The following is a 24,263-nucleotide window of genomic DNA, read 5'->3' on the forward strand; positions in this document are numbered from 1 at the left end:
AAAGTCATGCCGCCGGCGGCCTCCGTGGACCGGATTTCCTATCGGCACCGTGCAGTGCCCTAAGGCCGTTCAGGATGGTGGCCAGGTCAACCAGTTCCTGGAGGAGTGCGCCGGCGACGGCGGGAATGTATCCGGTCATGGCAATGGCCATCAGGACGATGCTGAGTCCTATGCCCGTCCAGATGCTCACCAGGGCAACACCCACCGTGCGCTTTCCGATGGCCACGGCCTGGGCCACTTTGGACAGGTCATCGAGCATGATCACCACGTCCGCGGATTCGCTCGCCGCCGTGGCGCCCTTGGCCCCCATCGCGATGCCAACATCCGCAGCGGCCAGGACGGGAGCGTCGTTCACGCCGTCGCCCACCATCAGGACCGGCCGTTCCGCCAACGCGGCCACAGTGTTGACCTTGTCCTCGGGCAGGCATTCCGCCTGGACGCGGTCAATCCCGGCTTCCTCGGCAATGTGCGCGGCCGTGGCCTTGGCGTCACCGGTCAGGAGCATCGTGTTCTGCACGCCGAGGCTGCGCAGGCGCGCCAGGGTAACCACGGCGTTGCCGCGCAATGGATCTTTCATGATCAAGGCACCGGCGTACCCGCCGTTGACGGCCACATGGACGGCAAGCTGACCGCTGTGCACTGCAGCCTCCCGGAACCCGGTGGATGAACTGCGGACCAGGCCCGCTTTTCCCACCACCACCTGTTGATCGTCACAGATGGCCTCCACACCGTGCGTGGCGTTTTCAGTCGCCTGCGTCACGGGCAGGAGTCCAATGCCGGCCGCCTTTGCGGCTTCGATCACCGAAGCTGCCAGCACATGCGAGGAGTACTGTTCCGCGGAGGCTGCAAGCTGCAGGATCTTCCTGCTGCCCAGCGTTTCACCGTGACCGGGCGACACCCTGATCTCATCGAGGACGGGACGCCCCGACGTGAGGGTTCCGGTTTTGTCGAAGACCGCTGACTGCGCCTTCGCCAGCTGTTCAAGGGTCCTGGTGTTCTTGATGATGATGCCCTTGTGGGCGGCCTGGCTGGTACCGGCCAGGAAGGCCACCGGCGCCGCGATCAGCAGCGGGCACGGCGTGGCCACCACCAGGACCTGGGCAAAGCGCAGCGGCTCGCCGGACAGCAGCCATGCCGTACCCGCCATGGCCAGGGCCAGGAGGGTGAAGGGCACTGCGTAGCGGTCGGCCATCCGGACTACGGGAGCGCGGCTGTTGGAAGCCTCCTCCACCAGGGCGATGATGCGGCTGTACTGCGAGTCTGCCGCGGTGGCCGCTGCCCGCATCCGGATGGCCGCCACGCCGTTGACGGCGCCGCTGAGCAGCTGTTGCCCCCGGGTGCGTTCCACCGGCAGGCTTTCGCCCGTCAGCGACGACTCATCCAGGCTGGCTGAATCGGACAGGAGTTCACCGTCAACGGGTACCAGTTCGGACGGGCGGACCACCAGGATGTCCCCCGGCGCAACCTCGCCGATCGGGGTGTCCACCAGGGCTCCACCGGATTCCTCACGGTGGGCAAAGCGGGGCGCCCGGTCCAGCAGGGACCGCAGTTCCCGCGCTGCGCGGCCCTGGGCAAAATTCTCCAGCGCCTCCCCGCCGGTGAGCATCAGGATCACCACCAGGGCCGCGAGGTATTCGCCCACCGCCACGGTGCTGGCAATGGCCATCAGCGCCAAAAGGTCGATGCCCCAGCGGCCTTCACGCAGCGACCGGACCATGCCGGCCGCGCGCGCCACCACGATAACGGCCGCGTAAGCCGACGCCAGGATGCGGACCTGCAGTTCCAGGCCGAACTGAACCAGCACCAGCGTGGCCAGGAGCACCAGCAAAGTCAGTGCGACGACGGGATACCGCCTGAGAAAGACCCGGGCCTTTTCCATGGGCGAGCCGGCAGGTTCACCGGCATCAAGGCTGCCCGGACCAGGGCCGGTTGCCATGGTTGGGGACGCCTGCTTCCTCATCCAGGACCCTTCGGCACGAGGCGGTGAAGGTCATCGCACATGGAACTGAACCTACCCTGCTGCCGTCAGGCGGGCTAGGGCATTTGGCCCCAGCCCGCCTTCTGTTACCGCCGATGTGACCTTCGGCCCTGTCCACGGCTCCGGGCGTCTCGGCAACGTTGGGGGAAGACCTGCCGCCGACGCAGACCGGAGCCCACATGCAAGCCGTAACGATCAGCACCAGTGAGCCATAGGGCGGCAATGTCGGTGCAGTTACGGACGGTGGAACAGTTCTTCGACGGGGCGCCCACCGCGCTTGGCCTCTACGAAGCGGTGGAGCGAATGGCGGCGGGCCTGGGACCCTTTGGGATAAGGGTGGGCAAGAGCCAGATTTCCTTTCGCCGGCGCCGCGGGTTCGCGTACCTCTGGCGGCCCGGTCTTTATGTGAAATCCGCGGTTCCGCTTGTCCTGTCTTTGGCCCTGCCGCGGGACCTGGGTTCACCGCGCTTCAAGCAGATCGTGCATCCTTCGGCCCAAACCTGGATGCACCACCTGGAGCTCACTGACAGCACCCAACTCGATGCCGAGGTCCGGACGTGGATGCAGGAAGCGTACGGCGCTGCGGGCTGACAGTTAGAGTCCTCTGGCCCTGTCGCGCTGTTGCCGGCAGGTCAAAGCTGATGCCATGACTGAAGATGGCCAGCAGCCCCGAAAGATCCATGTTCCCGAACAACCCGTTGCCGTGGTGCGCGAAAGGGTCCCCATGGACGCGCTGACAGGCTTCTTCGGCCGCGCTTTCGGCGCCGTGATGGCGGCAGTCCAGATGCAGGGAGCCAGGCCGGCGGGGCCGCCGTTCGCGCTGTACCACGGGATGCCGGGCGAAACTGTGGATGTTGAAGCGGGGTTCCCTATCGCCGGGAACTTCCGGGGGACAGGCGAAGTGGCCAGCGGGACACTGCCCGATACGGACGCGTTCGAAGCTGTCCATACCGGCCCTTATGACACCTTGGGTACCACCTACGATGCCATCCGGCAACGGATGGAGGCCGATGGTGCCGCCCCCTCGGACACAATGTGGGAGTACTACCTGACCGATCCGGAACAGCAACCGGATCCTGCGACGTGGCAGACCAGGGTGGTGTGGCCGGTCGCCTGAGGCTGTGGGCTGAGAACCCGGGAACGCGGAGCTGAGGTCCCGCTTCGCCACTCCTGACCCCGCAAGCACACAAACCCACTGGAGCCTTCGATGGCAATCCCGATCCAATCCACAATTCCCCACCGGGCCGCTCTGCCGGTGATCTGGCTTTCGCGAACGGCCGTTGTGCTTTTCATCGTGGCCCTGACCGTGGCGTCGATACCCTTTGGGGAGCCCCCAACGGGACAGGTTGTCTGGGCATGCGTCGTCGTCGGCGGTTTCTTCCTCAGCGCTGTTGCAGGGATCGCAGCGCAGGTGCGGGAACACCGCGTGGTCCGCACGCGGCTGGGCTACTGGGCCCTGGCTTTTCTCATTCTCTCGGCCGTGATCATGGCTGCTGCCTCGATACTTTTCACGCCGGGAACGCAGTTGCCCGTGACCCCGGACGTGTTGATCTCCGGCGCGTCCTATGCCCTCACTGTGGCGGCCGTGCTGTTCATCCTCGCGGCGTTCCGGGCTGACCGAGATAGGATCCGATTCCTGCCGACGACACCGGCAGGGTGGTGGGCCGCGGCCTTCCTGGTGGTCGGTCTGGTTCTCTCATATAGCCCGTGGGCCGTCCTGACACCGGTGGCAGGGGCTGGTCCGGCCCTCGCGCTGGCCGGAATCATCAGTTACCGGGACCGCTCGGTGCTGGCAGCTACCGCACTGGTCGCCGGCCCGGCGCAGCTGGCCGTCTTTGACCTCGCCTTCTTCATCAGCATGTTCACACCGCACCCGTAAGCAGAAGACATGTCACTCGCAATCACACCAAAGTCGGCAGCCGGGCGCTGGAGCCTGCTCTTCGCTGCCATCACCGTGCTGGCCTCCCTCCTTGCATGGATCGTTCTGCTGCCCATGCTGGGCTTCCCGTCTGCCACTTGGGTGTGGCACGCCCTTGGGCAGGCCTTCGCGGGACCTGCAGCTGCAGCAGCAGCACTCGGGCTCGTCAGCATCATTCACTACAAGGAACGCTCGGTCCTGATTTGGCTCACCACCTCGGCCGCCCTTGCCGCGGCGGTAGCGGCGGGCGTGATCATGTATTCCGCTGTCGCTGAGTACCAGTAGCAGGGCACATGGCAGGGCCTCCACCAATGAAATCAAACGCACCGAAAAAGAGGCGTGCCGGCGGCAGCGGCTCAGGCAGGAAATTCACAAGCTTCATTAACACCGAGGCCGAGGCCCGGAGGTAGGCATGTCCAGTTCAGTCCAGCACTCCCTGCTCGCGACCGCTACCCGGCGGAGGTCGTTGCTGTTGTGCGGACCTGCTGCCTCGGTGCTTTACGGAGTCATGATCTGGCTGATCCGGTATCCCGGGTACGACCCCATCTCACAGACGGTCAGCGAGCTCTCGGCATGGGATGTCCCCACCAGGATCCTCTGGGTATGGCTGGGGTTGCTGTGGAGCGCCCTGATGGCTGCGTTCGCAGCCGGCGTCTGGCAGTCCGGAAGCCGACGCCAGTCGCTTCGCGTGTCCGCCATCCTCCTGGCCGCCTACGTGCTGGCCGGACTGGCCTACCCGTTCGCCTCGATGCACACCCGCGAAGTACTGGCCGCCGGCGGCGCCACTGCGGCCGACACAGCGCATTTGATCATCGTGTCGGTGACCAGTGCGCTGATGATGGCGGCAATGATCTCCGCAGCCGTTGCGTTGGACCTGTGGTTCCGTCTGTACACCACAGCCACAATCCTGCTTCTCATCGGTTTCGGCGTACTCACCGCCGGGGATGCCCCGGCTTTCCAAGCCAACCTGCCGACGCCGTGGGCGGGGCTCTGGAAGCGCGTCAACATCATGACGACCCTTGCGTGGGTCGTGGTGCTCGCGCTGCTGCTCATCCGCCCTGCGACACAGCGTAAAACAGGGTTGGGCGACAGTCGCGCTCGACGCGGGAAGCACTGATTCCTGTTACCCCCCCGCGAGCGCTGCACCTAGGCTATATGAGCAGATGAAAGGTCTCCGGCCCGACGACGTTCGGGAGTGTCCTGGTGCAGGTGCCGTTCGGTTCGGCTACCGTCAAGGCTGGATTCGGGTCAGGACAAGGGAGGGAGGAGCGCGGTGGACATCAAAGGCAAGGGCACGGTGGAGCTGTCCGATGGGGTCCTGCACTTGCGCTGGAATCCGGGAGTCTACATCGGCATCGACGTCGCCAAGGCCGCCCTGGAAGCCATCTCCACCCTGGCGCGGGGCGCCAGGCTGCCAATGCTGGTCGAAATTCAGGGCGTCACCCACTCCGCGGCCGCCCGGAAACTCTTCCCCGACGCATCCAGCATCTCGCGCATGGCACTTCTGGGAACCTCACCCGTTGACCGCGTCATCGCCATGTTCCGCCTGTCCCTGATCTCTGCCGGGTTCCCGATACGGTACTTCACGTCCGCTGACAAGGCGCGGGACTGGCTGCTGAAGCCTTCGGACGAGGCTGGAACGTTGCTCGGCGGCACCCGGTAACCCCCAACTTATCCATGCCGGGATCTGGTCTTCGCGCCCTGGACGCCTGGTCCGGCGCACCTGCGCCGCCGGGACACACAATTCCTCCATGGGAGAAGAGTCAAGATAACAAGCCCTTGCGGCGGACGTAGGTTAACTCCCACGGCTGCGCCCCCTGGCCGGTCTCCGACCAACCGTCGCGGGCAATTTCCCCGCGCAACTGGCTGAGGCTCGCCTCCAGGCCTGGAGCCCAGGCTTCTGCGGGAGGGGTGGCGTTCAGGGGCGGCCCGGGGAACGTGTCACTGACATAAAGCCTGCGGCCGTCCTCCGTCCTGCCAACGAACCGAAGCTGGGTACGTCCGTATTGAGAGCCAAGGGTGGAGAGGATTCGCACCCACCATTTCACCGATGCCGCGTCCTCCAGTTCTATCCGCAGATGCTCCTCCGTGCCGTTGCCTGTGTGCGGCTCATTTACGGACATGTCTCACTCCCGGCGAACGTAATCGGTATTCAAAAAGGCAGTTTGCCAAGGACTGGCATGGCGGAACAGGGCCGTTGGTCACCGGCGGCAGCAATGGAGACCCGTCTACCGGGCCCATCGGCACTACCGGACGCGCCCTACGGATGGCAGGCTCCAGGGATGAAACGGCACGGCGCTCCCCGGGCCCAGCGGGAATGGGGGCTCCTCTATCTCACGGCGGGGGCATCATCGATCCTGTTCGTCCTGTTGTTGGTAGCCGCGCTGGTGCTTGACTTCCTGGCGCCTCCGCCGGTGCACGGCGGAGCCCCCACCCTGGAGTTCATTGCGGCGAACAAGGCGAACTACGTGGCCGAGCAGGTCCTGTGGATCCTGCCGAACATCCTCCCGGTGCTTGTTTTCACAGGACTCTTCGTGGCGCTTGTGCCCTTCCGGAAGAGTTTGCCCCTGATCGCGCTGATCTTTGGCGCCCTGCCTTGGGCGCTCCTGCTTGCCGTCCCGGTCACCAGCAGGGGCTCCCTCAACCTCGTCTACCTCAGCGACCGCTACATGGCCACCGGGAGGGACGAGGAACGCCGCGCTTACGCTACCGCTGCTGAAGCAATCATCGCCGAGAACAACACACCTGCCATCGTGGGCGTCCTCTCCGCCTTCGGGATCCTCCTGATGGGACTGGCGATGCTGACGGCAAGGGCGCCCTTCCCACAGCTCCTGGCGTGGTTCGGCATCGGCACCGGTGCTTTGGGAGTGGTCAGTGAGGTCCTTCGGCAGGCTGTCCCGGACTTCTACTGGGGCTACGGCATCCTGCTCTGGGTGTGGTTCATTGCCACAGGGATTGTGTTGATCCGCCTTTCGCGCCTGGCTGCCTAGCATCCCCCACCTTTGCAATCCGGGACCTTGGTCCCTAAAAGCCGGACCGGGCTTCTGGGATGGTTGTTCAGGTCGAACGGTGCACAACGCCGTGGTTGTGCACCAGCATTTCACTGCGCCGGATACCGGCGCGGGACGTAGCCTCACCAACGGAGGCAGGACGATGGAGGAGAACCAGGCTTATGGCAGGTACGTTCGAACTGTTTGTCGATGATGATTCGCAGATTCGGTTCCGGCTAGTGATGCCCGATGGACATGTATTGGCGGTTTCCGGACAGTTCACCGACAAGCAGGCGGCGGCCGCCGCCATCGAAGAGGTACGTGAATGCGCAGGCACCGGCCTGATCCGGGATGTGGCGCCGCCTCCGCCAGTCGTTCTCCATGCTTCGGTACCGCATCCGCGATATGCGGTACGCCGCGGGACCCGCCGGCTCAACTCTGTCGGGGCAGCATAAGATAAGCGCCGTCCAAGGCCTCAGGGCGGACGGCCCTTTGACCAGGAAGACCGGTGGGGCCCATCGCTGACGATGGGCCCCACTCCTGTGCGTCTGCTGCCGGCCACGCGGCGCCAAAGCCGAGCGGGCGTCCACTACCGCCAGGGGAATCTAGAAGCCGGACGAACTGCCGGAGCCGGAAAAGCTTCCGCCGCTGCTGCCGTAACCGGTGGTGCTGCCGCCGCCCCTGGCCGAATTGACGCTGCTGACCCCTGTGTTGAATCCGGAGTTGAAGGTGGCGACGGAGAAAAACTGGTACGACGGGTAGACCGTCCCCAGGATGCTTGGTTCATAAGTCCGCTGTTTGTGGTGGTCCAGGCCTTCGTGGGCGGTTTCCATTTGCTCCCGCATCAGGCGTGCCTCCCGCTCATTCCTGGCAAAGCCCTCGATCACCGTTTCCGCGTGGTTCTCCAGCAACTCGGAGAGCCGGGTACGTGTTTTGTACAGCCGGTCCAGGGCCTCCTCCGGCGAGATCCGTCCGTCTGCCAGTTCTGCGGTCCACCGCTCGATCTCCCGCAGGCTTTCGTCGCGGAAGGACCGCAGCGCGGCGGCCGTTGCGGAGTCCCCCTGTCCGTGCCGCTTGGCCAGGAGCTGCTCGAGTCCGGCCAAGTCCCTGCGGAACGGGGCAAGCTGCCGGTCCCAGGCGGTGGGCCACGTGTCGGCGCGGTTCAGCAGGGCGTTGCTGTCCGCGATGACGTCATCCAGCGCATCCAGCTCGGCGGCGCTGTCCGCGAACTGGCGGGCAAGCTTGAGGTTCTTCCGGCTACTCAAGGATCGCCTGCCCATTGCGTGCACCTGGTTGGACAGCTCTGTGACGGCGGCGTACCGGCTCAGGAAGGTGCGGTGTTTCTCCAGGACCTGGCTCCCATAGCGGGACGATTCCGGGATGGTCCCGGCATTCAGTTCCGTCACGTCCAGGTCCATACTGACGTTGGAGTAGCTGCGGTCCCCGCGTTCGATGTGTTTCCGGCAGGTGCTTCTGGTCACGGCCCGGACGATCAGCCATGCGGCGGCACCGAGCACCGCAATGCCGCCGGTGACCCACGCCGTGATCGTGAACGCGGCGGACCTGTACCACGGCTGGTTGATCAGCTCGGCGCCACGTCGAATGCCTGCCACCGTTCCTTCGGTCCATTGGGCGTCCCGGAACAGTTCCTTCGACGCGTCCTGGATGTCGCTGCGCTGTTCCAGCGACACCTTCCGGTCCTCGCCCATGTAGGTCCCCACGTGGCGGCCCACAGGGTCCAGCGCGAAAATGAACAGCCCGTCGGCCCATTTCTGGCCGTCGGCACTGATCCATTCGGGATGCCTGGACCGGGCAAACTTCAGCACTTCTTCGTTGAGGTTGTCCTCCGCTTTTCCGTTGTAGGTGAAGACGGCAACGCGGGTGGGCTCGTAGAACTGGATGCGTTCGACGGCGGGCAGCAGCGTGTTCTGGTCAAGCACCCCTGCGGTGTCCTCCACAATGACAGCCACGGGTGCCACTGCGCTGCCTGGGACAGCGAACCCCAGGAGCAGGGCAGCCAGGACAAGCATCATCGCGGCAATCCGGCTGACCACGCTGCCCATATCCCTCCCCAATATTTAGAATCAGGATGGGCCAACGTGCAGGGCCGCCAAAGGGCCGAAGGTCCCGCTGGTGAGGCTAGGTCTGATGGGAGCGGAGTCACATGACGCAGGAACCCAGAGCCGTGGTGGTCGGCTACGACGGATCGGATGAGGCCGCGGCCGCTGTCCGTTGGGCAGCCAGGCACGCCCGGGCGGTGAACCGCCGGCTCCACGTGGTGCATTGTTCACTATGGCCGCTGCTCACCAGGCACCTGGGTCCGGTTCCGGGCGTGTCAGGCAGTGGCCTGGAACAGTCAGCCCAGGCCGTCCTGGAAGAGGGCGTGGCACAGGCGGCAGCAGAGGTTCCAGGCCTTCAGGTCAGGAGCACGTTGCTCCACGGACTCCCTGCGCAGCTTCTGGCCCATGTTTCCAGGGGAGAAGAACTTCTGGTTGTCGGCAGCCGCGGCCTGGGCGGATTCCTGGGCCTGCTTGTGGGTTCCGTGAGCCTGGAGCTGGCAGCCACCGCTGCCTGCCCGGTCGCCGTGATCCGGCAGGACCTCCACCCGGACGGGCCGGTCGTCGCCGCCGTCGACGCTTCAGGTTCCCCCACAGCGCTGGAGGATGCCTGTGCCCTGGCGACGGCATGGCGGGCCCCACTCGAGGTAGTCCATGTCCAGCACCAGCCCCCGGGCCGCCGGCGATCGGACACTCAGGACTCCGACAGTGACGCCCGGACAATCCTGTCGTCCGCGTTGGCCCATGCACGTGCCGCGGCACCCGCTATCCGCATTGACGGAAAGATCCTTACGGACAGCTCGGTCCCGCATGCCATCCTCCAGGCCTCCGCAGAAGCCCGGATAGTGGTGGTGGGCTCCCAGGGCCAGGGCATCCTCAGGGAAACCATGGGCTCCACCGCCCATGCTGTCCTGCACCACGCCCAGGGCCCGGTCCTCATCTCACGCCGGGGAAGTTAAAACAGCGGCAGTTGAAGCAGCGCAGTTGAAGCAGCCGCCCATCTGCTGATGACGGGGAATGCAGGTGGAGTGTCGTCCCGCTGCCGCCGGAACCTGGCGCCTAAGCTGGTCCGGTGACCCCAGTTCCCTCCCCCGATCCGCTGGATGTCGTCGTCCACTCCGGTCCGGCTGACTGGTGGGTCATCCTTGCGGGGTTGGGGCCCCTGGCTGTCCTCATCGCCGCCCTGCTGGCCTTCTACATCAACTGGCGCACCCTGAAACAGCGCACTGCCGCGGACAAGACAGCGCTGGATCAAAAGCGCGAAGCCGATGCCAACGCCCTTCAGCAGAAGACCGAGGCGGACAGCAGGGCGGAATGGTGGCGCCGCACCCAGTGGGCATTGGACCGGGCACTGGACCCGGATGAAGGGACCAAGGCACTGGGGCTGGCGACCCTGGAGGTCCTGGCCAGGAGCGAGTTGGCCCGGACCGAGGAACTCGAGTTGTTCGATATCGCCTGGAAGAGCGTGTCCGGGGACGAGAACGGCGAGGAGAACGGGGACGATGGCCAGGTGGACGCCGGGCCGGGGCAGGAGCTGGCCTTCGTGGACGACGGCGGCAACTTAGGCGAGAATGGAACGACGGATGACGACAGTACCAAGGAGGTTGGACCGTGAGCGCAACATCGCCTGAACATCGTTTCGTCCACACTCCCCGGAACACCGCAGCCAAGCCCGCCAAGAAAACCGGTTCGGCCGCCGAGCACCGTGTCCAGGTTGCGGCGGCGCGGCTCCGCGTCACGCTCGATCAACGCCTGGGCCGCGAAACGCCCGCCAAGACCAAGGCATTGGCCAAGGAACCGATCTAATTCCCGCCCCGGTGTTTGACGTTCGACGGCGCGTGGTGGAGTTGGGTGCGCAGTGGCTGCGGTAATTCTCGGGTGCGACACAAACAAGCTTCTGCGCTGGGACTACCGTGCCGTCGTCGAGCACGTCGCGGAATCCGGCAGGGCGGTGGAGCGGTGGTGCCTGGAGCAGCACCCGGACGCCGGCCCTGGCCTCAGCCCGGGCACCGAAGCCTGGCTCCTGCTGTGCGGCAGCAATGAAGCCGGCAGCGGCCTGATCGGTCACGGAGTGGTCGCGTCGGAACCGTACCAGCTGGCCGGAACGGGCGAATGGTTCGTCGCCGTCGCCTTCGATGCGCTGCTCGCACTGGGTGAGCAGATACGGCCCGGCATCCTTGGCGACGCGCTCCCCCGTGACCACTGGCCCAAGGCGGGCGGACCCTCCCTGGTGGCCTTGCCGCCGTCGTACGAGCCTCCCCTGCGCCGGCTGTGGCGTGCTTGCGGGCCCACGACGGCGGGCTGCGCCGAGGTGGTCGGGGGCAGCTTGCAGCCCGACGCCGTCAGCACTGTCCAGGTAAGCCGCTACGAACGGGACCCTGACGCGCGGCGCGTCTGCCTTGCGTTTCACGGCACATCGTGCGCCGCCTGCGGGTTCTCTTTCGAGTCCGCCTACGGCGGCAACGCCCCAGAGGCGCTCGCCGTGCACCATGTGGTGCCGCCGGACATGCTGGACAGCGGATACCAGCTGGACCCCATAGCCGACCTCATTCCGCTGTGCCCCAACTGCCATGTGGTGGCCCACAGCGTGAACCCGCCGCGCACGGTGTCCGAACTCCGGAACATGGGCTCCGCCTCCAGCCCGGTGATGAGGGGTGAGGTGGTGACAGCCCTGGCCCTGAAGGCCCAGGAGGATGCGCGGCGGATCATGGACGGCGGGTAGGGGTAGGCCCGGGCCATCGGCTCGTAAAATGGAGGAATGACGGTGGCTGCCCATTCCGGTGGCGCGTTCCCGCTGGCCCGCCGGGCCCGGAACGCGTTGCGCCGGGTACCTGTGTGGACGTGGCGGCTGCTGATGCGTTCGGTCAGCTCGCGGGAGCGGATCCGGTTCAACACGGATCCCGTCACCGAGGTGGCCTATGTCCACGACCTCGACTATGTGGGCGATGGCCTGCGCGCCCACCGCCTGGATGTAGTGACACCCTTGTCGGTGGCACAGGCGTCGGCTCAAGGTGCGGTGGCAGATGGCAGGGGCCTGCCGGTCTACGTCTATTTCCACGGCGGAGGATGGACGTCCGGCGACAAGTCAGCATTGACCAAGTACTGCGCCAACCAGGCCTTGGGCGGGATGGTGGTGGTCAACGTCAACTACCGGCACGCGCCGCGGTTCCACATGGGGCACGTGCTCGAGGACGCGAACGCCGCCCTTGCGTGGGTTGTGGCCAACATCAAGGAGTACGGCGGGGACCCTGCGCGCCTGATCCTGGGCGGGGACTCCGCGGGCGGACAGATTTCGGCCCTGCTCACCGCCATCAGCCTGCGCCCTGAGCTGGCCACGCACTACTCGCTGCTGCCGGCCGTTCCGGCGGGGCATGTGAAAGGGCTTGTCCAGCACTGCAGCGCCGTTGATTTCTCGGTGTTTTTTGAAAGCGGCTTTGTCCTCAGCCTGAACTTCGTTCGCATGCTGCTGCCGGCCACGGCTCCCCTGACACCAGCACGACTGAAGTCTGCAGCCGGGTACCTGTCCCCTATCGAATGGCTGGACGGGAGCCACCCGCCGGTCTTCGTCACCACCTCCGAGCGCGACTTCTTTTACCGGTCCAACCTCAATTTCATCGAGCGACTGCAGGACCATGGCGTTCCCGTGGATGCCCTCATCTACCCCTGGGCCAGCGCCAACACCGAACATACCTGGCAACAGGATTACCGCTACCCGGAATCCCAGGAAGTGTACCGGCGGCTCCATGCCTTCGTGGGCAACGTGGCGGGTCCACCCTCTGCCGCTGACTAGGCCCCGCCGGCTGGGTTATCTTGGGACCATGTCGGAGCCGGGCCAACGAGAGCACGGGGTTGACCCCGAGGAATTTGGCTCTGCCCGCGTGGATGCGGCTGCCCTGCTGGATGCGGAGCTGGGGGACGTCGACTGGTCGGTGCCGCCGCCTGGCTCGGTGCACTTTACGCTGGACGTCCCCAGCGGCAAGCTCGCGGCCATGGCCTTGGGCAATCCGGAGGATCCGTGCGTCGTCCTGGTGCCCGGCGCCACCGGATCCAAAGAGGACTTTTCCCTCATGCTGCCGGACCTGGCCGGCGCGGGGTACTACGCCCTGACGTACGATCTTTCCGGCCAGTACCAGTCGGCGGGCGCAGGGCCGGAGAACCTGGTGCCGCCCCGGAAGCACTACGACTACCGGTTGTTCGTGGACGACTTCCTGGCGGTTATGGAATCTACGGCAACCCCTGTGCACGTTGTGGCCTATTCCTTCGCGGGCATCATCGCCCAGCTCGCCTATGTTGAGCGGCCGGACCTCTTCCGGTCCATCACCTTCCTTGGGTGCCCGCCGGAACCGGGCCCGAGTTTCCGGGGGGTGAGCCGCATCGGCCGGTTCAGCACGTGGGTCAACGGCAGGGCAGGCGCCGCGCTGCTCATTTGGGGAATCCGCAGCGGCAGGGTGGCCCAAGTACCGCCCGGAAGGCAGCGGTTCGTAAACTACCGCTTCCGTTTCACGCGCCGCTCCTCCATCCGCGATATCTACACGCTGATGCAGCATGTACCGGACCTACGCCCGCAGTTGGCCGAAGCTCCGCTTCCGAAGTTCGTGGCCGTCGGCGAGCATGACCTGTGGCCGCTCCAGCTGCACCGGCTGTTCGCGCAGGCAATCCGTGCCCGGATCGGCGTCTACCGGGGCGGGCACAGCCCCTGCGAAACGTCCCCGCACGAGTTCAGCCGCGACCTGCTCGCGCTCTATGCGAAAGCTGAGGAGGCGTAGCGAGGGTCCATACCTCACCTCGATGCGGCTTCGGCGCGCTGGCGGAGGTTGAGCAGCATCTTCCGCATCATCCAGATGTCGCCGAATTCAACGAGTGCGGAGAACAAAATTGCGGGTGAAAACCAGCGGTAGCGGGCGCGGATACGGCTGACAAGCCGGGTTGAACCGTCGCTCATGGGCTCAAGCTGCCAGGTCCAGCTGTTATCCCCCGGCGTGCCCCAGACCATGGAAAGTGGCGGGTCCATCCTCTGGACCGGGATGCCGTGTTTGCCGTCGGGGCTCATGGGAACAATGTCACCTACGGTAAGGTCCTGCAGCTCCGGGATGATGCGCCGTGCACTCGGGCGCCCCAGGTTGTCCAGGATGTCGTAGCTGTACCAACCGCCGCGGCCAAGCCCCGCTTGGACCAGCCATGGCCATATCCGTTCCGGCGCTGCGCCGATGGTGATGGCCCTCGTGGCGTTGAACGTCGGTTTGGGCACCAGTTCGTCGCCGGGCATCGCCCGCGAGACCTCTTCAGGCGTGGCGCCCCAAGTGAGTTGCCAGGGACGAAACCAGCGGATGTAGGCGCCCGCCACGGCCGCGGTCCCCAGCACAGGGAGGAAGCGCGTCGGGAGTCGCATCCCCTCAGTGTGGAGCGCTACCCGGACCCGGAACAGTGCCAAATGTCCCGGTGCCTCTTAGTGCCCGGCCAACCGGTGCAGGATAGCCGCGCCAAGGGAGGCCCCGTTCACCAACGCCAGGAGGATCACCGCCGGTACGCCAAGCGCCCATGCCGCGCGCCGCCGTCGTGCCTGGACAACAAGGTGCCTGAGCGCGTCGAAGTTTTGTTGAAGCAGCTGCGGGTCATTTTGTGCTGCCGGACGCTTGTGCCAAGTGCCAGGCTGGACGGCGACGCCGGAGATACGGGCCAGTTCCGCCCAGGCGAGCACGGGGCTGGACCTGCGCAGCCAGCCCGCCAATTGGGCGTCGGTGACCACCACCGCCTGCTCGGGGCGCGCCTTTATAGTCAGCGTCTTGGGCTCGACTATAACGACGACGGCAGTCACCTTAACAGGAAGGCCCGCCGCGGCAGTCAGCAGCTTTGAGGCGCGGGCAGCTTCGTGGGCCGCATTGTAGAGGTGCCGGGTCTTCCTGCCGGCAACCATGAGGGTCCTGCCTGCCACCCAGACCGACTGGCCGGAATGGTTCTTCGTGTTGATGGTGAAGACGCCGGCGGGGCCGATCAGCACGTGGTCTATGTCGGAAGAACCTGCCCCGACCGGGACGGCGTGGAGAACCAGCCATTCGGGTCCCAGATTTTCCAGAATCTCTCCAACCACCAGCTCACCGAGGGCACCTCGGTACCAGGGTGAGCTTTCCGCACTGAGGGGGCTCACTCCGAGGATCCGCTGAAGCGTAGAGCGCGGCGGCACCCTGCCCTGCAATGCCAGCAACTCCTCGATGACGGCCTGGCCGGGTACACGGGCCCCCAAGTGTGGCGGTGCTGAATGACTGCTCACGGTTTTCTCCCCCACTTTGTGATGCGTGCATGATGAGCGTAGGGGCTGCAGTGCGTGTCCGGACCGGTTATTGGGTTTCCTGGCAGCATCTTTCCCGAATACTTGGGCAACGCTGCGGTTTGTCTTAGCGTGCAGCCAGCTTCCGGGAACTGCGGCCCGCGGGCTACGATCGCCAACACGCCTCGAGGCAATGGTGTGGCTCGACGGCACAGCTCGACGGCACAGGAGGAGAATGGCGTGGCCCGAGGATCGAAAATGAACGGACCCCACTGGCGTCGCGTGCTGGCGGCGCTGGGCAACAGTGATACCAGGACCGCCTATGCCCAGATAGTACTGGGGGCGGCCCCCAACGATATCCTGCCTGACGTGAAGGAGCAGCGGCGCCACCGGGCCATCGCCGCGCTGCTGGAGTCTGGGCTCGTCCAGCGGCGGGCATCCGGTGAGCTGGTGGCGGAGGAGACCATCTTCCGGGACCTGCTGGCCCAGCAACCCCGCCGGCAGCAACAGACCGGGCTGGACAGGTTCATGCGACTGGGCCGAATAGAGAGATATCCGGCGAACCTGGCAGAACGGAGGGCGCTGTTGGCGAGGATCGCCACCGAGGCCATCGCACCCGGCGAAAAGCTCGCTGAAAGGCAGGTCAATGAGCGGCTGCTCAGTTATACCGATGACGTGGTGCTGCTGCGCCGCTACATGGTCGACTTCGGCGTCCTGCAGCGCACCCCTTCGGGCTCTTCCTACTCCTTAGCGGACTAACCGGCCCCTGCCCATCCCATGCCCTGAGATGGTGTGCAGTAGTTTTGACGGGCCGTCAGCATCCCCGTCGAACTCATGACTGCCGCGATTCCGCACTCAGCCGCCCAATGAGCCTTCCCTCCTACTCCTGTCGTCTAGAGAATCCGCTGGAACATGCGGTGGTCCTGCCATAACCCGGCTATCCGCAAATAGGCTCGCGCGGTGCCGTAGGACTCGAATCCATTTTTCTCCAGCACCCGCTGTGATGCCGTATTGTGCACCAGGGTCGCGGCCTCAAGACGGTGCAGCGCGAGGTCATGTTTGGCGATGTTGACAGCGGCTGCCACCGCCGCCGTCATGATCCCGGAACCCTGCAAAGCTTGGTCCACCCAGTAACCCAGATGTGCGTTTTGGAAGGCACCCCGCACGATCGAACTCAGGGTCAGCAGGCCGACGACCTCATCTTTACGCACCAACACCATTGGAAGGCCGGTGCCCGCAGAAAGTTCCCGTCGCTGCCTGATGATCACCTCTTGTTGTCCCTGGACTGTGTAGAACTTGTCGGGCCGAATCGGTTCCCACGGCGCAAGATGGGCGCGGTTCTTCTGAAACGCCTCAGCCAGCGCCCTGGCGTCCAGCTTCTGGACTGGCCGGAGGACAACGCCTTCAAGGAGTTCCGAAGAGAAGTGCATCTATTCACACTACCCAGCAGGACGGATCCGTCGGGCCCGCGCGCTACAGAGTTACCTCTGTCGGTACCCGCGTGCCCACAGGACCTCGGCGACGCCGCCCAAGGCAAGTGGGACGGTCACGGCGGCGGCCAAGTGGCGTAGCAAGCTGAAGGGGTTCGTCCATGCGGCCCACCCCACCAGGATCCCTGGCAGGCCCACGCAAATCGTGACCCATACAGGGTTACCCCGAACATGTGACAACACAGCGGCGGTCACGGACAATACGCACCCTGCGTGAATGTAGAGGCTGGCGATACTCGCCGTTTTGACGAGCGCTGGTTCCGGAGCCCAGATAAAGAACATACTCCTCGACAGCCCGATGACGATCAGGGCTATCGAACCGAGGACCAGCAGCGCCCATGCGATGGTTCCGGCCCACCGGCCGACGAAGCTCATGTCGCCTAGACTACTGCCATGCCTACACTTGTTCACGAGTTTTCCTGGCCTGACCGGGTCGTTATCGGCACCGTCGGTGTTCCGGGGGCGCGTACGTTCTACCTGCAAGTACGGACAGGCAGGCAAATCGTAACCATCGGTCTGGAAAAGCAGCAGGCAGCTCTGCTCGCAGAGAAGATAGACGAAATTCTCGACCAGCTCAACACCCTTGAGGGCAATCCCTTCAGCGTCCCCACGGGTACTCCTATCGAGTTGGTCGATAACGACCCGCTTGAGGTCGTTGAAGAGCAATTCCGAACCGGCGCCATGAGCCTGGGGTGGGACCCAACGACGGCGCAGGTGGTCATAGAGGCTTACCCCATCAGCGATGTCGATGGTGCTGGTGATGACGAATCTTTTGACCAGGACGACGCTGAGGTACCCGAAATGGTGTTGGTGAGAATGCCGGTGGGCACCGCTCGCGCATTCACCAAGCGCACGCGTGAGGTGGTGGGCGCCGGGCGTCCACTATGCCCGCTCTGCGGGTTCCCCATGGACGCCGAGGGTCACGTCTGCTCCCCTCCCGAAAACTGATGGGGCGCACCGGCCGATAGCCGGCGCAGCGCCTTGAACGCCGTCATCGCCTACGAGGGCGCCAATACGACGCGCTGAAGATTCTGGAGAGTGGCCGGGCTGGCTGCGATGTCAATAACGCCAGCGTCCGAGTTCAGGCTGAGGACGTGAAAGTCCAACGGCACTTCCTGCTTGGCATCCTGGCGGTTGGCCTTCCGCGGTGGGAACTCCGTGGCCCTAAGTCCCGTAAGAGCCTTGCTGCGGCCACTGGCTATGAGTTCGTCGTGGACGGTCGGCTGGAAATCGATCCGTCCCGGGCCTGGGCTGGCGACGCCCATCTGCCATGTGCTGCTGAGCGAACCCGGCGATGAGTCGGGGAAGCGCAGGAAGATGACAAATTTGCCGGGCTCATCCGGCTTGGCCGCGTCCGTCGGGAACCGCGTCGTCATAAAGAACACGCCGCCGCCGATCATCAGCGCATAGAAGACGGCATTGGCGACCGCGTCTTCGAGAGTGCCCCCAAGGATGAGACCAGCCGCCAGGATGGCGGCGCAGGCCACAACGCCCACCAAAACTGCACGGAGCGCGGGATGCATTTCGCCCCACTTCCTCATGGCGCCATCCTAGGGCCGGACCCTTTCCCCCGCTACGGCCCGTCGTTTGGGAGCAGGACGAAAACGTTCGTGGCCGGAATCGGGTACTACAGTGGAGGCATGGCTGCCAGTCGGAAACCGCTCGACGAGCTGCGCGAAACCATCGGCCACCTGGCCGATCAGCTCAAGCTGCCCGGTTCGGAGCGCGTCGACGACCTCGTTGGCGATCTCGTTGGTCCCAGGCCCGGGCCGGCCCGGCCGCTGTCCGAGGTGCAGGCCGAGCTCGACGCGCTGGTCGGGCTGGAGACGGTCAAAGAACAGGTGCGGGCACTCGTCGCACTGCTCCAGGTCCAGGCCCGCCGCAAGGCCCACGGCCTGCCGGAGGTGGCCACATCACAGCACCTGGTGTTCCTGGGAAACCCAGGCACGGGCAAGACCACTGTGGCGCGGCTTCTGGCGGAGATGTACCGCGCGGTAGGGCTGCTGCAGAAAGGCCATCTGGTGGAGGTGGACCGTTCCGGACTGGTGGGGCAGTACGTCGGACAGACCGCCATCAAGACGGACCGGGTCATCCGCCGTGCCCTGGACGGCGTCCTGTTCATCGACGAGGCCTACGCCTTGGCTCCGGAGGACGGCCGGATGGACTTCGGCCCCGAGGCGATCGAGGTCCTGCTGAAGCGGATGGAGGACCACCGGCATCGCCTGGTGGTGATCGTGGCCGGATACCCGCGGCTGATGGAATCCTTCCTGCTTTCGAACCCGGGGCTGCGCTCCCGGTTCGCCCGCGAGATCACATTCCCCGACTACTCCGTCGACGCACTCCAGACGATCTTCCGTCAGATGCTGGCCCAGCACGAGTACAGGCTGGAGCCGGGTGCGGACCAGATGCTGCGCCGCATCCTCGCCGGGCTCCACGCGGGTGAGGACTCCGGCAATGCGCGGTTCGCCCGCACGCTGTTCGAGCAGGCGCTGAACCGCCAGGCGCTGCGGCTGTCGCTTGACGAGGAACAAAGTCTCGACGCACTCGATCGTGAGGCAGTCATGACGCTCACCGCGGACGACATCGTTGAGGCCGCACTGGCCCTGGGCGAAGAACCGGAACCCGAACCGATACCGGAGCCGGAGCAGCCACGCTGGTGGCGCTGGCTGGTCTGACGGAATTTGCCGCGCCGCCCTAGACCACGTCCTAGTAGTCGATGGCTTTCCGGTCCATGGACTTCAGCGCCGCAAGCCGTGCCTCCACTTCGGTCTGCTCGCCGAGGTCTTCCAGGGAGGCGAACTGGGCGTCCAGTGATGAGGCGGCGAGTTCCTGCTGGCCGCGGACGGTGGCTTCCTGGCGCCGGACCTTGTCCTCGTAACGGCCGATCGCCGAAGTTGGGTCGCCGCCGTCCAGGGCCTTGAGCGCCTCGTTCACCTGAGACTGGGTGGCCGCGACCCGGGCGCGGTTGGCCAGCTCGTTGCGCTTAGCGGTCAGCTCCCCGAGCTTGCCCCTCATCATGTCCAGGCCGTTCTTCAGCTGGTCGACCACCTGGTTCTGCGCGGCCAGAGCAGGTGCCTGGGCCTTCGCGGTGGATTCGGCAGTCAGCTGCCGGCCGATGGCGACCTTGGCGAGGGCATCGAACTTGTCCGCGTCAACACTGTTCCCCGCGGCGCGGAACTCATCGGCCTTCCGGGAGGCTGCGATGGCCTTGTTGCCCCACGTGTTGGCGTCGTCCACTGCCCGCTTGTAGTCGTCTTCGGCCATGCGGAGGTTGCCGATCGTCTGGGCGACTGCGGACTCGGCTTCGCGGATGTTTTCCGAGTAGTCGCGGACCATCTGGTCCAGCATCTTCTGCGGGTCTTCGGCGGAATCGAGAAGGGCGTTCAGGTTGGCCTTGGCGAGCTGGGCGACACGGGAGAAAATACTCTGCTTCACTGCGGTCTTTCTATCGTTGGTGGAATTGGCATCCTATCCGACGGCCAGCAATCTGGGACCCAGCGGTAGTGACCTGGCCACTCTTGAGCAAACCTTGTGCCCATCGTGGGCTGCCGTTTAGGAACGGGTCCTATCTTTGAAGGCAAGATCCTGTCGCTGGGGCAGGTTCTACACATGGGGACAGGGCCGGCGGCCGCAGCATCCCGAGACCGGATGCAGCCCCCCAAACCGCCGCCGGCCCTTAAACCCGGGTCACCCAGACTGCCCCCGCACGCGGCGATGGTTCCGCTCAGCGTGGCGTGCGCGTCAACGGGATGCTACGAATCCCCGACGGTCGTCCATGCTGGGGAGCTCTTCTTGGGGAAAGAGCCCGGCCAGGATCCGATCCGATTCCGCCTGTGCCGCGACGTCGAAGGCTCCGCCTGTGACGAGTAACTCGTCAGCTCCGGAGGTCGCTAGCAGGTGCTGGACTTGGGTCCGTACCTCGGAGGCCGTGCCGTAGAGCGATGTGGACAGGCTTCTTTCGACCGCTTCCTTTTCCCGGACAGTCAGCCCCGCCCACTCGGTCGGACCCACGGGCGCCAGGGCAGCGAATTCACCGGTGGTCCTGGAACGGGCCAGCGCGATGGCTTCGGGCAAAAGCAGCTCCCTTGCCGCTTGGTGAGTCGCGGCCGCCGCTACGTTCGCGGAAGCCATGATGTAGGGCCGCTGGAACCAGCGTGATGGACGGAACTGTGAGCGATACCTGTCCAGCGCCGGGAGTCTGCCGCTCTGGTCTGTCCGGAACACGGCTGGCCCGCCCAGCACGACAGCCAGGCCGGCACGGGCTGCAATTTCGATTCCCGAACCCGTGGCCAGCACGAATACCGGTGTAGCCGAGTCGTTCCGCGGCCGGGCTGTGATGGATGCGGTTCCGGACAGGTAGGCAAGCAGTTCGGCCACCTGGTCTTCAAACCGCTCAGCCTCCTGTTTCCCGGCACGAAGCGCATCCCGGACTGCCGGGGTGAAACCGACAGACCGGCCAACGCCCAAGTCAATTCGCGCGGGATGAAGAGCCTCCAGCGTGGCCGTCTGCTCGGCCACCACGAGTGGCTGGTGGTTGGGAAGCATGATGCCTCCAGAACCGACCCGGATGGAGTGCGTCCTGGCAGCAACGGCGGCCATCAGCACGGCGGGTACGGAACCGGCAATGCCCGGCACCGCATGGTGCTCTGCGACCCAGAAGCGGTGGTAACCCCATTCCTCGGCCCGCTGGGCCCGTTCCAGCACCCGGTTCAGGGCGTCGGCAGCAGGAAACCCCTCCCGGGCGTTGGCACGGTCGAGAATGGAAATCCGCGGAAGGGGAAGGCTCATACTGCTGGAACCACTCCGGGCGAGGAAGAATTCCTCTCCCGGCTACGGAGTCAGGGTCCGCCGGATGTAGTTGCACGTCCTTAAGACATGCCCGCGTGAATGTCGGACCCTCCCTCAATAATGAGTACATGGCAAGCGAAGCAGTGGAAAAGGCGTTTGGGGCGATGGACGACGCCATTGCCATCATCCGCGCTGCAGTGGCTGGGCTACATTTTGGGCCGGCGTCGGACACTGACCCCCTGGCTTCTGTCGCTGACGGATGCCTGGACGTCCTTGCCTTAAGCGCACGGGTTGAGGCTCGCGTCGCGGCCTTGAAGGCCGAGGCAACGGCTACGTATGCGGAATCGGCGCGATCGGCGGCCCCCTTGGACATGCCGGTCCAGGCCCAGGAGATGGCCATAGCCGCTGAGGTGGGTTGCGTACTGGCCATCGGCGATCGGGCCGCAGGCACGCTGCTTGAGCAATCCCACGCTTTGACTACGTTCCTACCCCTTACCCTGGCGGCACTTCAGGAGGGAACAGTTTCGTGGCAACACGCCAAGGTGATCGTCGATGAGACCGCCACCCTTGACCGCGACGCAGCGGGTGCACTTGAAGCCCAATTCCTCGATGTCGGCGCGCTCAACCCTGTCCGCGGCTGCCCGGTCGGCGAGATGCCGGCCTTTAGGTTCCGGCGGAAGGCCCGGACGTGGCGCGAACGGCACCACCCTGACAGCATCGAAAAACGCCATGCGAAGGGTGCGCAGGACAGATGCCTGGAATACACCCCCGAACAGGACGGGATGGCCCGGGTGTCCGCCTACCTGCCAGCGGACCAAGCAGCCGCGATCTGGAACCGCATCACCGCGATCGCGCGGGGCCTCCAGGGACCCCTCGAGGACCGAACGCTCACCCAGTTGCGGGTAGACATTCTCGCAACGGCAGCCCTCCGCAGCGAAGTCGGCTGCACCCGCTGCAGCAGCGGCAGTACCGGCAGCAGCGCAGCAGCCGACGGTCCAGCCGATATCCCCACGCCCCGGGCCGAGGTCCTGGTCACCGTACCTGTGTTCTCCCTGCTCGGACTGACGGAGGAGCCAGCGATGCTGGACGGGTTCGGACCCATACCCGCCTCCATGGCACGCAATCTGGTGGCCAATGGAGCGGATTCGTTCCATCGCGTGCTCGTGGACCCTCGCGATGGGGCACCTTTGGAAATCGGGCGCACCAGCTACCGGCTCACAAAGGCTATGCGGAACTGGCTACGGATGCGCGACGGCAAATGCCCATTTCCCGGATGCAGCAACCACTCCTTGGACAACGAAGCCGACCACCTCCTGGCCTGGCACCACGGCGGAACCACCGGGATCGCCAACCTGGGACAACCTTGTCCCCGGCACCACAGACTCAAACACGCCAGCGGTTGGACACCGACGCCGGCAACGAAAAATGAGCCGCCCGGCTGGGTTTCACCTTCAGGGCGGAAGTACAAAAGCGAACACCAGGACTGGGAACCGCCACAATGGCCGTCTTCGTTCGCGCCAATAGCCGGTCAGTGGCAACCACAACGGCCCTGCACGCCTATGCCCGCCGCTCTGGGTGGGACCGTGGACTACCTTCAGATACCGCCTTCGGCTGGAGAAGAGTTTCTCCGCGCCTACCTCGATGCCAAATAAGCTGCCGGGGATGCCTCCGAGGGGGACTCCGCACGACGTGTGCGGAGTCCCCCTCGGAGGCATGACGGGAAGGTGCGTGGGCGGATGGGGCTAGAAGTCCCAGTCCTCGTCCTCGGTGTTCACGGCCTTGCCGATCACGTAGGAGGAACCGGACCCCGAGAAGAAGTCGTGGTTCTCGTCAGCGTTCGGGGACAGCGCCGAAAGGATGGCCGGGTTAACGTCGGTGACGGACGCCGGGAACATCGCCTCGTAGCCCAGGTTCATCAGGGCCTTGTTGGCGTTGTAGTGCAGGAACTTTTTGACGTCCTCGGCCAGGCCCACGCCGTCGTACAGGTCGTGGGTGTACTGGACCTCGTTCTCGTACAGCTCGAACAGCAGCTCGAACGTGTAGTCCTTGATCTCCTGGCGGCGCTCCGGGGAGACAGCCTCCAGGCCGCGCTGGAACTTGTAGCCGATGTAGTAGCCGTGCACGGCCTCATCGCGGATGATCAGGCGGATCAGGTCAGCAGTGTTCGTCAGCTTGGCGCGTGAGGACCAGTACATGGGCAGGTAGAAGCCCGAGTAGAACAGGAAGCTCTCCAGCAGCGTGGAGGCCACCTTCCGCTTCAGCGGATCGTCGCCCTGGTAGTAGTCCATGACGATCTGCGCCTTCTTCTGAAGGTTCTCGTTCTCAGTGGACCAGCGGAATGCCTCGTCGATCTCCTTGGTGGAGGCCAGCGTGGAGAAGATGGACGAGTAGCTCTTGGCGTGCACCGACTCCATGAACGCGATGTTCGTGTAAACGGCTTCCTCATGCGGGGTCAGCGCATCCGGGATCAGCGAGACGGCGCCGACAGTGCCCTGGATGGTGTCGAGCAGGGTCAGGCCGGTGAACACGCGCATGGTGAGCTGCTGCTCAGCCGGGGTCAGCGTATTCCACGACTGGACGTCGTTGGACAGCGGCACCTTCTCCGGCAGCCAGAAGTTGTTCACCAGGCGGTTCCAGACGTCGACGTCCTTGTCATCCTGGATGCGGTTCCAGTTGATGGCCTCGACGTGGCTAAGCAGCTTGACCTTCTCGGTCATGTCATCCCCTAAGCGTTGGGTGGGTTTCACTAAGTTAAAGCGTACGACGGCGGGCGGCCA

General features: G+C 65.1%; 29 protein-coding genes. 18 read left to right on the plus strand and 11 right to left on the minus strand.

Annotation, left to right across the window (positions count from 1 at the left end):
• Nucleotides 1–4: 4 nt before the first annotated feature.
• Nucleotides 5–1,960, minus strand: coding sequence for a heavy metal translocating P-type ATPase (locus LFT49_RS11545; RefSeq protein ID WP_237428269.1), 1,956 nt, complete (start codon nucleotides 1,958–1,960; stop codon nucleotides 5–7).
• 240 nt (nucleotides 1,961–2,200) lie between these two features.
• On the opposite strand from LFT49_RS11545, the gene LFT49_RS11550 reads away from it, so the two are divergent.
• From LFT49_RS11550 to LFT49_RS11575, 6 genes are all read left to right on the plus strand, one after another.
• On the plus strand, nucleotides 2,201–2,569 hold the full coding sequence (locus LFT49_RS11550) for a DUF5655 domain-containing protein (protein WP_236798529.1): 369 nt from the start codon (nucleotides 2,201–2,203) through the stop codon (nucleotides 2,567–2,569).
• A 55-nt stretch (nucleotides 2,570–2,624) separates the two neighbouring features.
• Entirely contained in the window at nucleotides 2,625–3,095 is a 471-nt protein-coding gene (locus LFT49_RS11555; protein ID WP_236798530.1) for a GyrI-like domain-containing protein, read from the plus strand.
• Between the two features lie 90 nt (nucleotides 3,096–3,185).
• Nucleotides 3,186–3,857 carry a hypothetical protein gene (locus tag LFT49_RS11560; RefSeq protein WP_237428270.1) on the plus strand — a complete coding sequence of 224 codons (672 nt, stop codon included), beginning with the start codon at nucleotides 3,186–3,188 and terminating at the stop codon, nucleotides 3,855–3,857.
• A gap of 9 nt (nucleotides 3,858–3,866) precedes the next feature.
• Nucleotides 3,867–4,181 (plus strand): hypothetical protein, encoded by a 315-nt coding sequence (locus LFT49_RS11565; RefSeq protein ID WP_237428271.1) that lies wholly within the window; start codon nucleotides 3,867–3,869, stop codon nucleotides 4,179–4,181.
• A 127-nt stretch (nucleotides 4,182–4,308) separates the two neighbouring features.
• Nucleotides 4,309–5,013 (plus strand): DUF998 domain-containing protein, encoded by a 705-nt coding sequence (locus LFT49_RS11570; protein ID WP_237428272.1) that lies wholly within the window; start codon nucleotides 4,309–4,311, stop codon nucleotides 5,011–5,013.
• A 156-nt stretch (nucleotides 5,014–5,169) separates the two neighbouring features.
• Entirely contained in the window at nucleotides 5,170–5,559 is a 390-nt protein-coding gene (locus LFT49_RS11575; protein WP_237428273.1) for a DUF7793 family protein, read from the plus strand.
• A 100-nt stretch (nucleotides 5,560–5,659) separates the two neighbouring features.
• Here the strand turns inward: LFT49_RS11575 and LFT49_RS11580 are convergent, their stop codons facing one another.
• Nucleotides 5,660–6,019 (minus strand): hypothetical protein, encoded by a 360-nt coding sequence (locus LFT49_RS11580; protein ID WP_237428274.1) that lies wholly within the window; start codon nucleotides 6,017–6,019, stop codon nucleotides 5,660–5,662.
• Between the two features lie 159 nt (nucleotides 6,020–6,178).
• Between LFT49_RS11580 and LFT49_RS11585 the strand changes: the two genes are divergently transcribed.
• Together LFT49_RS11585 and LFT49_RS11590 are read left to right on the plus strand one after the other, a co-directional pair.
• Nucleotides 6,179–6,886: a DUF4386 family protein gene (locus LFT49_RS11585; protein ID WP_237428275.1), complete on the plus strand. Its 708-nt coding sequence runs from the start codon at nucleotides 6,179–6,181 to the stop codon at nucleotides 6,884–6,886.
• Between the two features lie 182 nt (nucleotides 6,887–7,068).
• Complete coding sequence (locus LFT49_RS11590; protein WP_237428276.1) at nucleotides 7,069–7,341, plus strand: YegP family protein; 273 nt, start codon at nucleotides 7,069–7,071, stop codon at nucleotides 7,339–7,341.
• A 150-nt stretch (nucleotides 7,342–7,491) separates the two neighbouring features.
• Here LFT49_RS11590 and LFT49_RS11595 read toward each other — a convergent pair whose 3' ends face one another.
• Nucleotides 7,492–8,949 carry a DUF5129 domain-containing protein gene (locus tag LFT49_RS11595; protein WP_237428277.1) on the minus strand — a complete coding sequence of 486 codons (1,458 nt, stop codon included), beginning with the start codon at nucleotides 8,947–8,949 and terminating at the stop codon, nucleotides 7,492–7,494.
• A gap of 101 nt (nucleotides 8,950–9,050) precedes the next feature.
• On the opposite strand from LFT49_RS11595, the gene LFT49_RS11600 reads away from it, so the two are divergent.
• From LFT49_RS11600 to LFT49_RS11625, 6 genes are all read left to right on the plus strand, one after another.
• A complete protein-coding gene (locus LFT49_RS11600) occupies nucleotides 9,051–9,902 on the plus strand; it encodes a universal stress protein (protein WP_237428278.1) in 852 nt (283 codons plus the stop codon).
• A 113-nt stretch (nucleotides 9,903–10,015) separates the two neighbouring features.
• Nucleotides 10,016–10,558: a hypothetical protein gene (locus tag LFT49_RS11605; RefSeq protein WP_236798540.1), complete on the plus strand. Its 543-nt coding sequence runs from the start codon at nucleotides 10,016–10,018 to the stop codon at nucleotides 10,556–10,558.
• The gene (locus LFT49_RS11610; protein ID WP_236798541.1) at nucleotides 10,555–10,749 is read left to right on the plus strand and encodes a hypothetical protein; all 195 of its coding nucleotides are present in this window, start codon (nucleotides 10,555–10,557) and stop codon (nucleotides 10,747–10,749) included. Before LFT49_RS11605 ends, LFT49_RS11610 begins: the two co-directional genes overlap by 4 nt.
• Nucleotides 10,750–10,801: 52 nt before the next feature.
• Complete coding sequence (locus tag LFT49_RS11615; RefSeq protein ID WP_237428279.1) at nucleotides 10,802–11,665, plus strand: HNH endonuclease; 864 nt, start codon at nucleotides 10,802–10,804, stop codon at nucleotides 11,663–11,665.
• Between the two features lie 36 nt (nucleotides 11,666–11,701).
• Entirely contained in the window at nucleotides 11,702–12,733 is a 1,032-nt protein-coding gene (locus LFT49_RS11620; RefSeq protein ID WP_237428280.1) for an alpha/beta hydrolase, read from the plus strand.
• A gap of 28 nt (nucleotides 12,734–12,761) precedes the next feature.
• Entirely contained in the window at nucleotides 12,762–13,709 is a 948-nt protein-coding gene (locus tag LFT49_RS11625; RefSeq protein WP_237428281.1) for an alpha/beta fold hydrolase, read from the plus strand.
• A gap of 14 nt (nucleotides 13,710–13,723) precedes the next feature.
• Here LFT49_RS11625 and LFT49_RS11630 read toward each other — a convergent pair whose 3' ends face one another.
• On the minus strand, nucleotides 13,724–14,332 hold the full coding sequence (locus LFT49_RS11630; RefSeq protein WP_237428282.1) for a hypothetical protein: 609 nt from the start codon (nucleotides 14,330–14,332) through the stop codon (nucleotides 13,724–13,726).
• A 57-nt stretch (nucleotides 14,333–14,389) separates the two neighbouring features.
• Nucleotides 14,390–15,211 (minus strand): nuclease-related domain-containing protein, encoded by an 822-nt coding sequence (locus LFT49_RS11635; RefSeq protein WP_237428283.1) that lies wholly within the window; start codon nucleotides 15,209–15,211, stop codon nucleotides 14,390–14,392.
• A 255-nt stretch (nucleotides 15,212–15,466) separates the two neighbouring features.
• Between LFT49_RS11635 and LFT49_RS11640 the strand changes: the two genes are divergently transcribed.
• Nucleotides 15,467–15,967 (plus strand): DUF2087 domain-containing protein, encoded by a 501-nt coding sequence (locus LFT49_RS11640; protein ID WP_237428284.1) that lies wholly within the window; start codon nucleotides 15,467–15,469, stop codon nucleotides 15,965–15,967.
• Nucleotides 15,968–16,101: 134 nt separating this feature from the next.
• On the opposite strand, the gene LFT49_RS11645 is transcribed toward LFT49_RS11640, so the two are convergent.
• The gene (locus LFT49_RS11645) at nucleotides 16,102–16,638 is read right to left on the minus strand and encodes a GNAT family N-acetyltransferase (protein ID WP_236798549.1); all 537 of its coding nucleotides are present in this window, start codon (nucleotides 16,636–16,638) and stop codon (nucleotides 16,102–16,104) included.
• Nucleotides 16,639–16,689: 51 nt separating this feature from the next.
• Entirely contained in the window at nucleotides 16,690–17,073 is a 384-nt protein-coding gene (locus tag LFT49_RS11650) for a hypothetical protein (RefSeq protein WP_237428285.1), read from the minus strand.
• Nucleotides 17,074–17,091: 18 nt separating this feature from the next.
• Here LFT49_RS11650 and LFT49_RS11655 point away from each other — a divergent pair, with 18 nt between their 5' ends.
• Entirely contained in the window at nucleotides 17,092–17,646 is a 555-nt protein-coding gene (locus LFT49_RS11655) for a DUF3090 domain-containing protein (protein ID WP_237428286.1), read from the plus strand.
• Between the two features lie 50 nt (nucleotides 17,647–17,696).
• Here LFT49_RS11655 and LFT49_RS11660 read toward each other — a convergent pair whose 3' ends face one another.
• Nucleotides 17,697–18,239 (minus strand): hypothetical protein, encoded by a 543-nt coding sequence (locus LFT49_RS11660; RefSeq protein ID WP_237428287.1) that lies wholly within the window; start codon nucleotides 18,237–18,239, stop codon nucleotides 17,697–17,699.
• A 99-nt stretch (nucleotides 18,240–18,338) separates the two neighbouring features.
• Between LFT49_RS11660 and LFT49_RS11665 the strand changes: the two genes are divergently transcribed.
• Nucleotides 18,339–19,373 (plus strand): AAA family ATPase, encoded by a 1,035-nt coding sequence (locus tag LFT49_RS11665; RefSeq protein WP_236798552.1) that lies wholly within the window; start codon nucleotides 18,339–18,341, stop codon nucleotides 19,371–19,373.
• 31 nt (nucleotides 19,374–19,404) lie between these two features.
• Here the strand turns inward: LFT49_RS11665 and LFT49_RS11670 are convergent, their stop codons facing one another.
• Both LFT49_RS11670 and LFT49_RS11675 read right to left on the minus strand, forming a co-directional pair.
• A complete protein-coding gene (locus LFT49_RS11670; protein ID WP_237428288.1) occupies nucleotides 19,405–20,133 on the minus strand; it encodes a PspA/IM30 family protein in 729 nt (242 codons plus the stop codon).
• 306 nt (nucleotides 20,134–20,439) lie between these two features.
• Nucleotides 20,440–21,486 (minus strand): MsnO8 family LLM class oxidoreductase, encoded by a 1,047-nt coding sequence (locus LFT49_RS11675; protein WP_237428289.1) that lies wholly within the window; start codon nucleotides 21,484–21,486, stop codon nucleotides 20,440–20,442.
• 128 nt (nucleotides 21,487–21,614) lie between these two features.
• Here LFT49_RS11675 and LFT49_RS11680 point away from each other — a divergent pair, with 128 nt between their 5' ends.
• Nucleotides 21,615–23,138: an HNH endonuclease signature motif containing protein gene (locus LFT49_RS11680; RefSeq protein WP_237428290.1), complete on the plus strand. Its 1,524-nt coding sequence runs from the start codon at nucleotides 21,615–21,617 to the stop codon at nucleotides 23,136–23,138.
• A gap of 90 nt (nucleotides 23,139–23,228) precedes the next feature.
• Here LFT49_RS11680 and nrdF read toward each other — a convergent pair whose 3' ends face one another.
• Complete coding sequence (nrdF, locus tag LFT49_RS11685; protein WP_013601219.1) at nucleotides 23,229–24,203, minus strand: class 1b ribonucleoside-diphosphate reductase subunit beta; 975 nt, start codon at nucleotides 24,201–24,203, stop codon at nucleotides 23,229–23,231.
• Nucleotides 24,204–24,263 lie beyond the last annotated feature (60 nt).

Source organism: Arthrobacter sp. FW306-06-A (assembly GCF_021870055.1).
Classification (GTDB): Bacteria; Actinomycetota; Actinomycetes; order Actinomycetales; family Micrococcaceae; genus Arthrobacter.

Excerpts from the sequence above, each read along its gene's own strand:
- LFT49_RS11545 (WP_237428269.1), bottom strand. The coding sequence starts at position 1,960 with ATGAGGAAGCAGGCGTCCCCAACCATGGCAACCGGCCCTGGTCCGGGC.
- LFT49_RS11550 (WP_236798529.1), top strand. The coding sequence starts at position 2,201 with ATGTCGGTGCAGTTACGGACGGTGGAACAGTTCTTCGACGGGGCGCCC.
- LFT49_RS11555 (WP_236798530.1), top strand. The coding sequence starts at position 2,625 with ATGACTGAAGATGGCCAGCAGCCCCGAAAGATCCATGTTCCCGAACAA.
- LFT49_RS11560 (WP_237428270.1), top strand. The coding sequence starts at position 3,186 with ATGGCAATCCCGATCCAATCCACAATTCCCCACCGGGCCGCTCTGCCG.
- LFT49_RS11565 (WP_237428271.1), top strand. The coding sequence starts at position 3,867 with ATGTCACTCGCAATCACACCAAAGTCGGCAGCCGGGCGCTGGAGCCTG.
- LFT49_RS11570 (WP_237428272.1), top strand. The coding sequence starts at position 4,309 with ATGTCCAGTTCAGTCCAGCACTCCCTGCTCGCGACCGCTACCCGGCGG.
- LFT49_RS11580 (WP_237428274.1), bottom strand. The coding sequence starts at position 6,019 with ATGTCCGTAAATGAGCCGCACACAGGCAACGGCACGGAGGAGCATCTG.
- LFT49_RS11585 (WP_237428275.1), top strand. The coding sequence starts at position 6,179 with ATGAAACGGCACGGCGCTCCCCGGGCCCAGCGGGAATGGGGGCTCCTC.
- LFT49_RS11590 (WP_237428276.1), top strand. The coding sequence starts at position 7,069 with ATGGCAGGTACGTTCGAACTGTTTGTCGATGATGATTCGCAGATTCGG.
- LFT49_RS11595 (WP_237428277.1), bottom strand. The coding sequence starts at position 8,949 with ATGGGCAGCGTGGTCAGCCGGATTGCCGCGATGATGCTTGTCCTGGCT.
- LFT49_RS11600 (WP_237428278.1), top strand. The coding sequence starts at position 9,051 with ATGACGCAGGAACCCAGAGCCGTGGTGGTCGGCTACGACGGATCGGAT.
- LFT49_RS11620 (WP_237428280.1), top strand. The coding sequence starts at position 11,702 with ATGACGGTGGCTGCCCATTCCGGTGGCGCGTTCCCGCTGGCCCGCCGG.
- LFT49_RS11625 (WP_237428281.1), top strand. The coding sequence starts at position 12,762 with ATGTCGGAGCCGGGCCAACGAGAGCACGGGGTTGACCCCGAGGAATTT.
- LFT49_RS11630 (WP_237428282.1), bottom strand. The coding sequence starts at position 14,332 with ATGCGACTCCCGACGCGCTTCCTCCCTGTGCTGGGGACCGCGGCCGTG.
- LFT49_RS11640 (WP_237428284.1), top strand. The coding sequence starts at position 15,467 with ATGAACGGACCCCACTGGCGTCGCGTGCTGGCGGCGCTGGGCAACAGT.
- LFT49_RS11645 (WP_236798549.1), bottom strand. The coding sequence starts at position 16,638 with ATGCACTTCTCTTCGGAACTCCTTGAAGGCGTTGTCCTCCGGCCAGTC.
- LFT49_RS11650 (WP_237428285.1), bottom strand. The coding sequence starts at position 17,073 with ATGAGCTTCGTCGGCCGGTGGGCCGGAACCATCGCATGGGCGCTGCTG.
- LFT49_RS11655 (WP_237428286.1), top strand. The coding sequence starts at position 17,092 with ATGCCTACACTTGTTCACGAGTTTTCCTGGCCTGACCGGGTCGTTATC.
- LFT49_RS11660 (WP_237428287.1), bottom strand. The coding sequence starts at position 18,239 with ATGAGGAAGTGGGGCGAAATGCATCCCGCGCTCCGTGCAGTTTTGGTG.
- LFT49_RS11665 (WP_236798552.1), top strand. The coding sequence starts at position 18,339 with ATGGCTGCCAGTCGGAAACCGCTCGACGAGCTGCGCGAAACCATCGGC.
- LFT49_RS11675 (WP_237428289.1), bottom strand. The coding sequence starts at position 21,486 with ATGAGCCTTCCCCTTCCGCGGATTTCCATTCTCGACCGTGCCAACGCC.
- LFT49_RS11680 (WP_237428290.1), top strand. The coding sequence starts at position 21,615 with ATGGCAAGCGAAGCAGTGGAAAAGGCGTTTGGGGCGATGGACGACGCC.
- nrdF (WP_013601219.1), bottom strand. The coding sequence starts at position 24,203 with ATGACCGAGAAGGTCAAGCTGCTTAGCCACGTCGAGGCCATCAACTGG.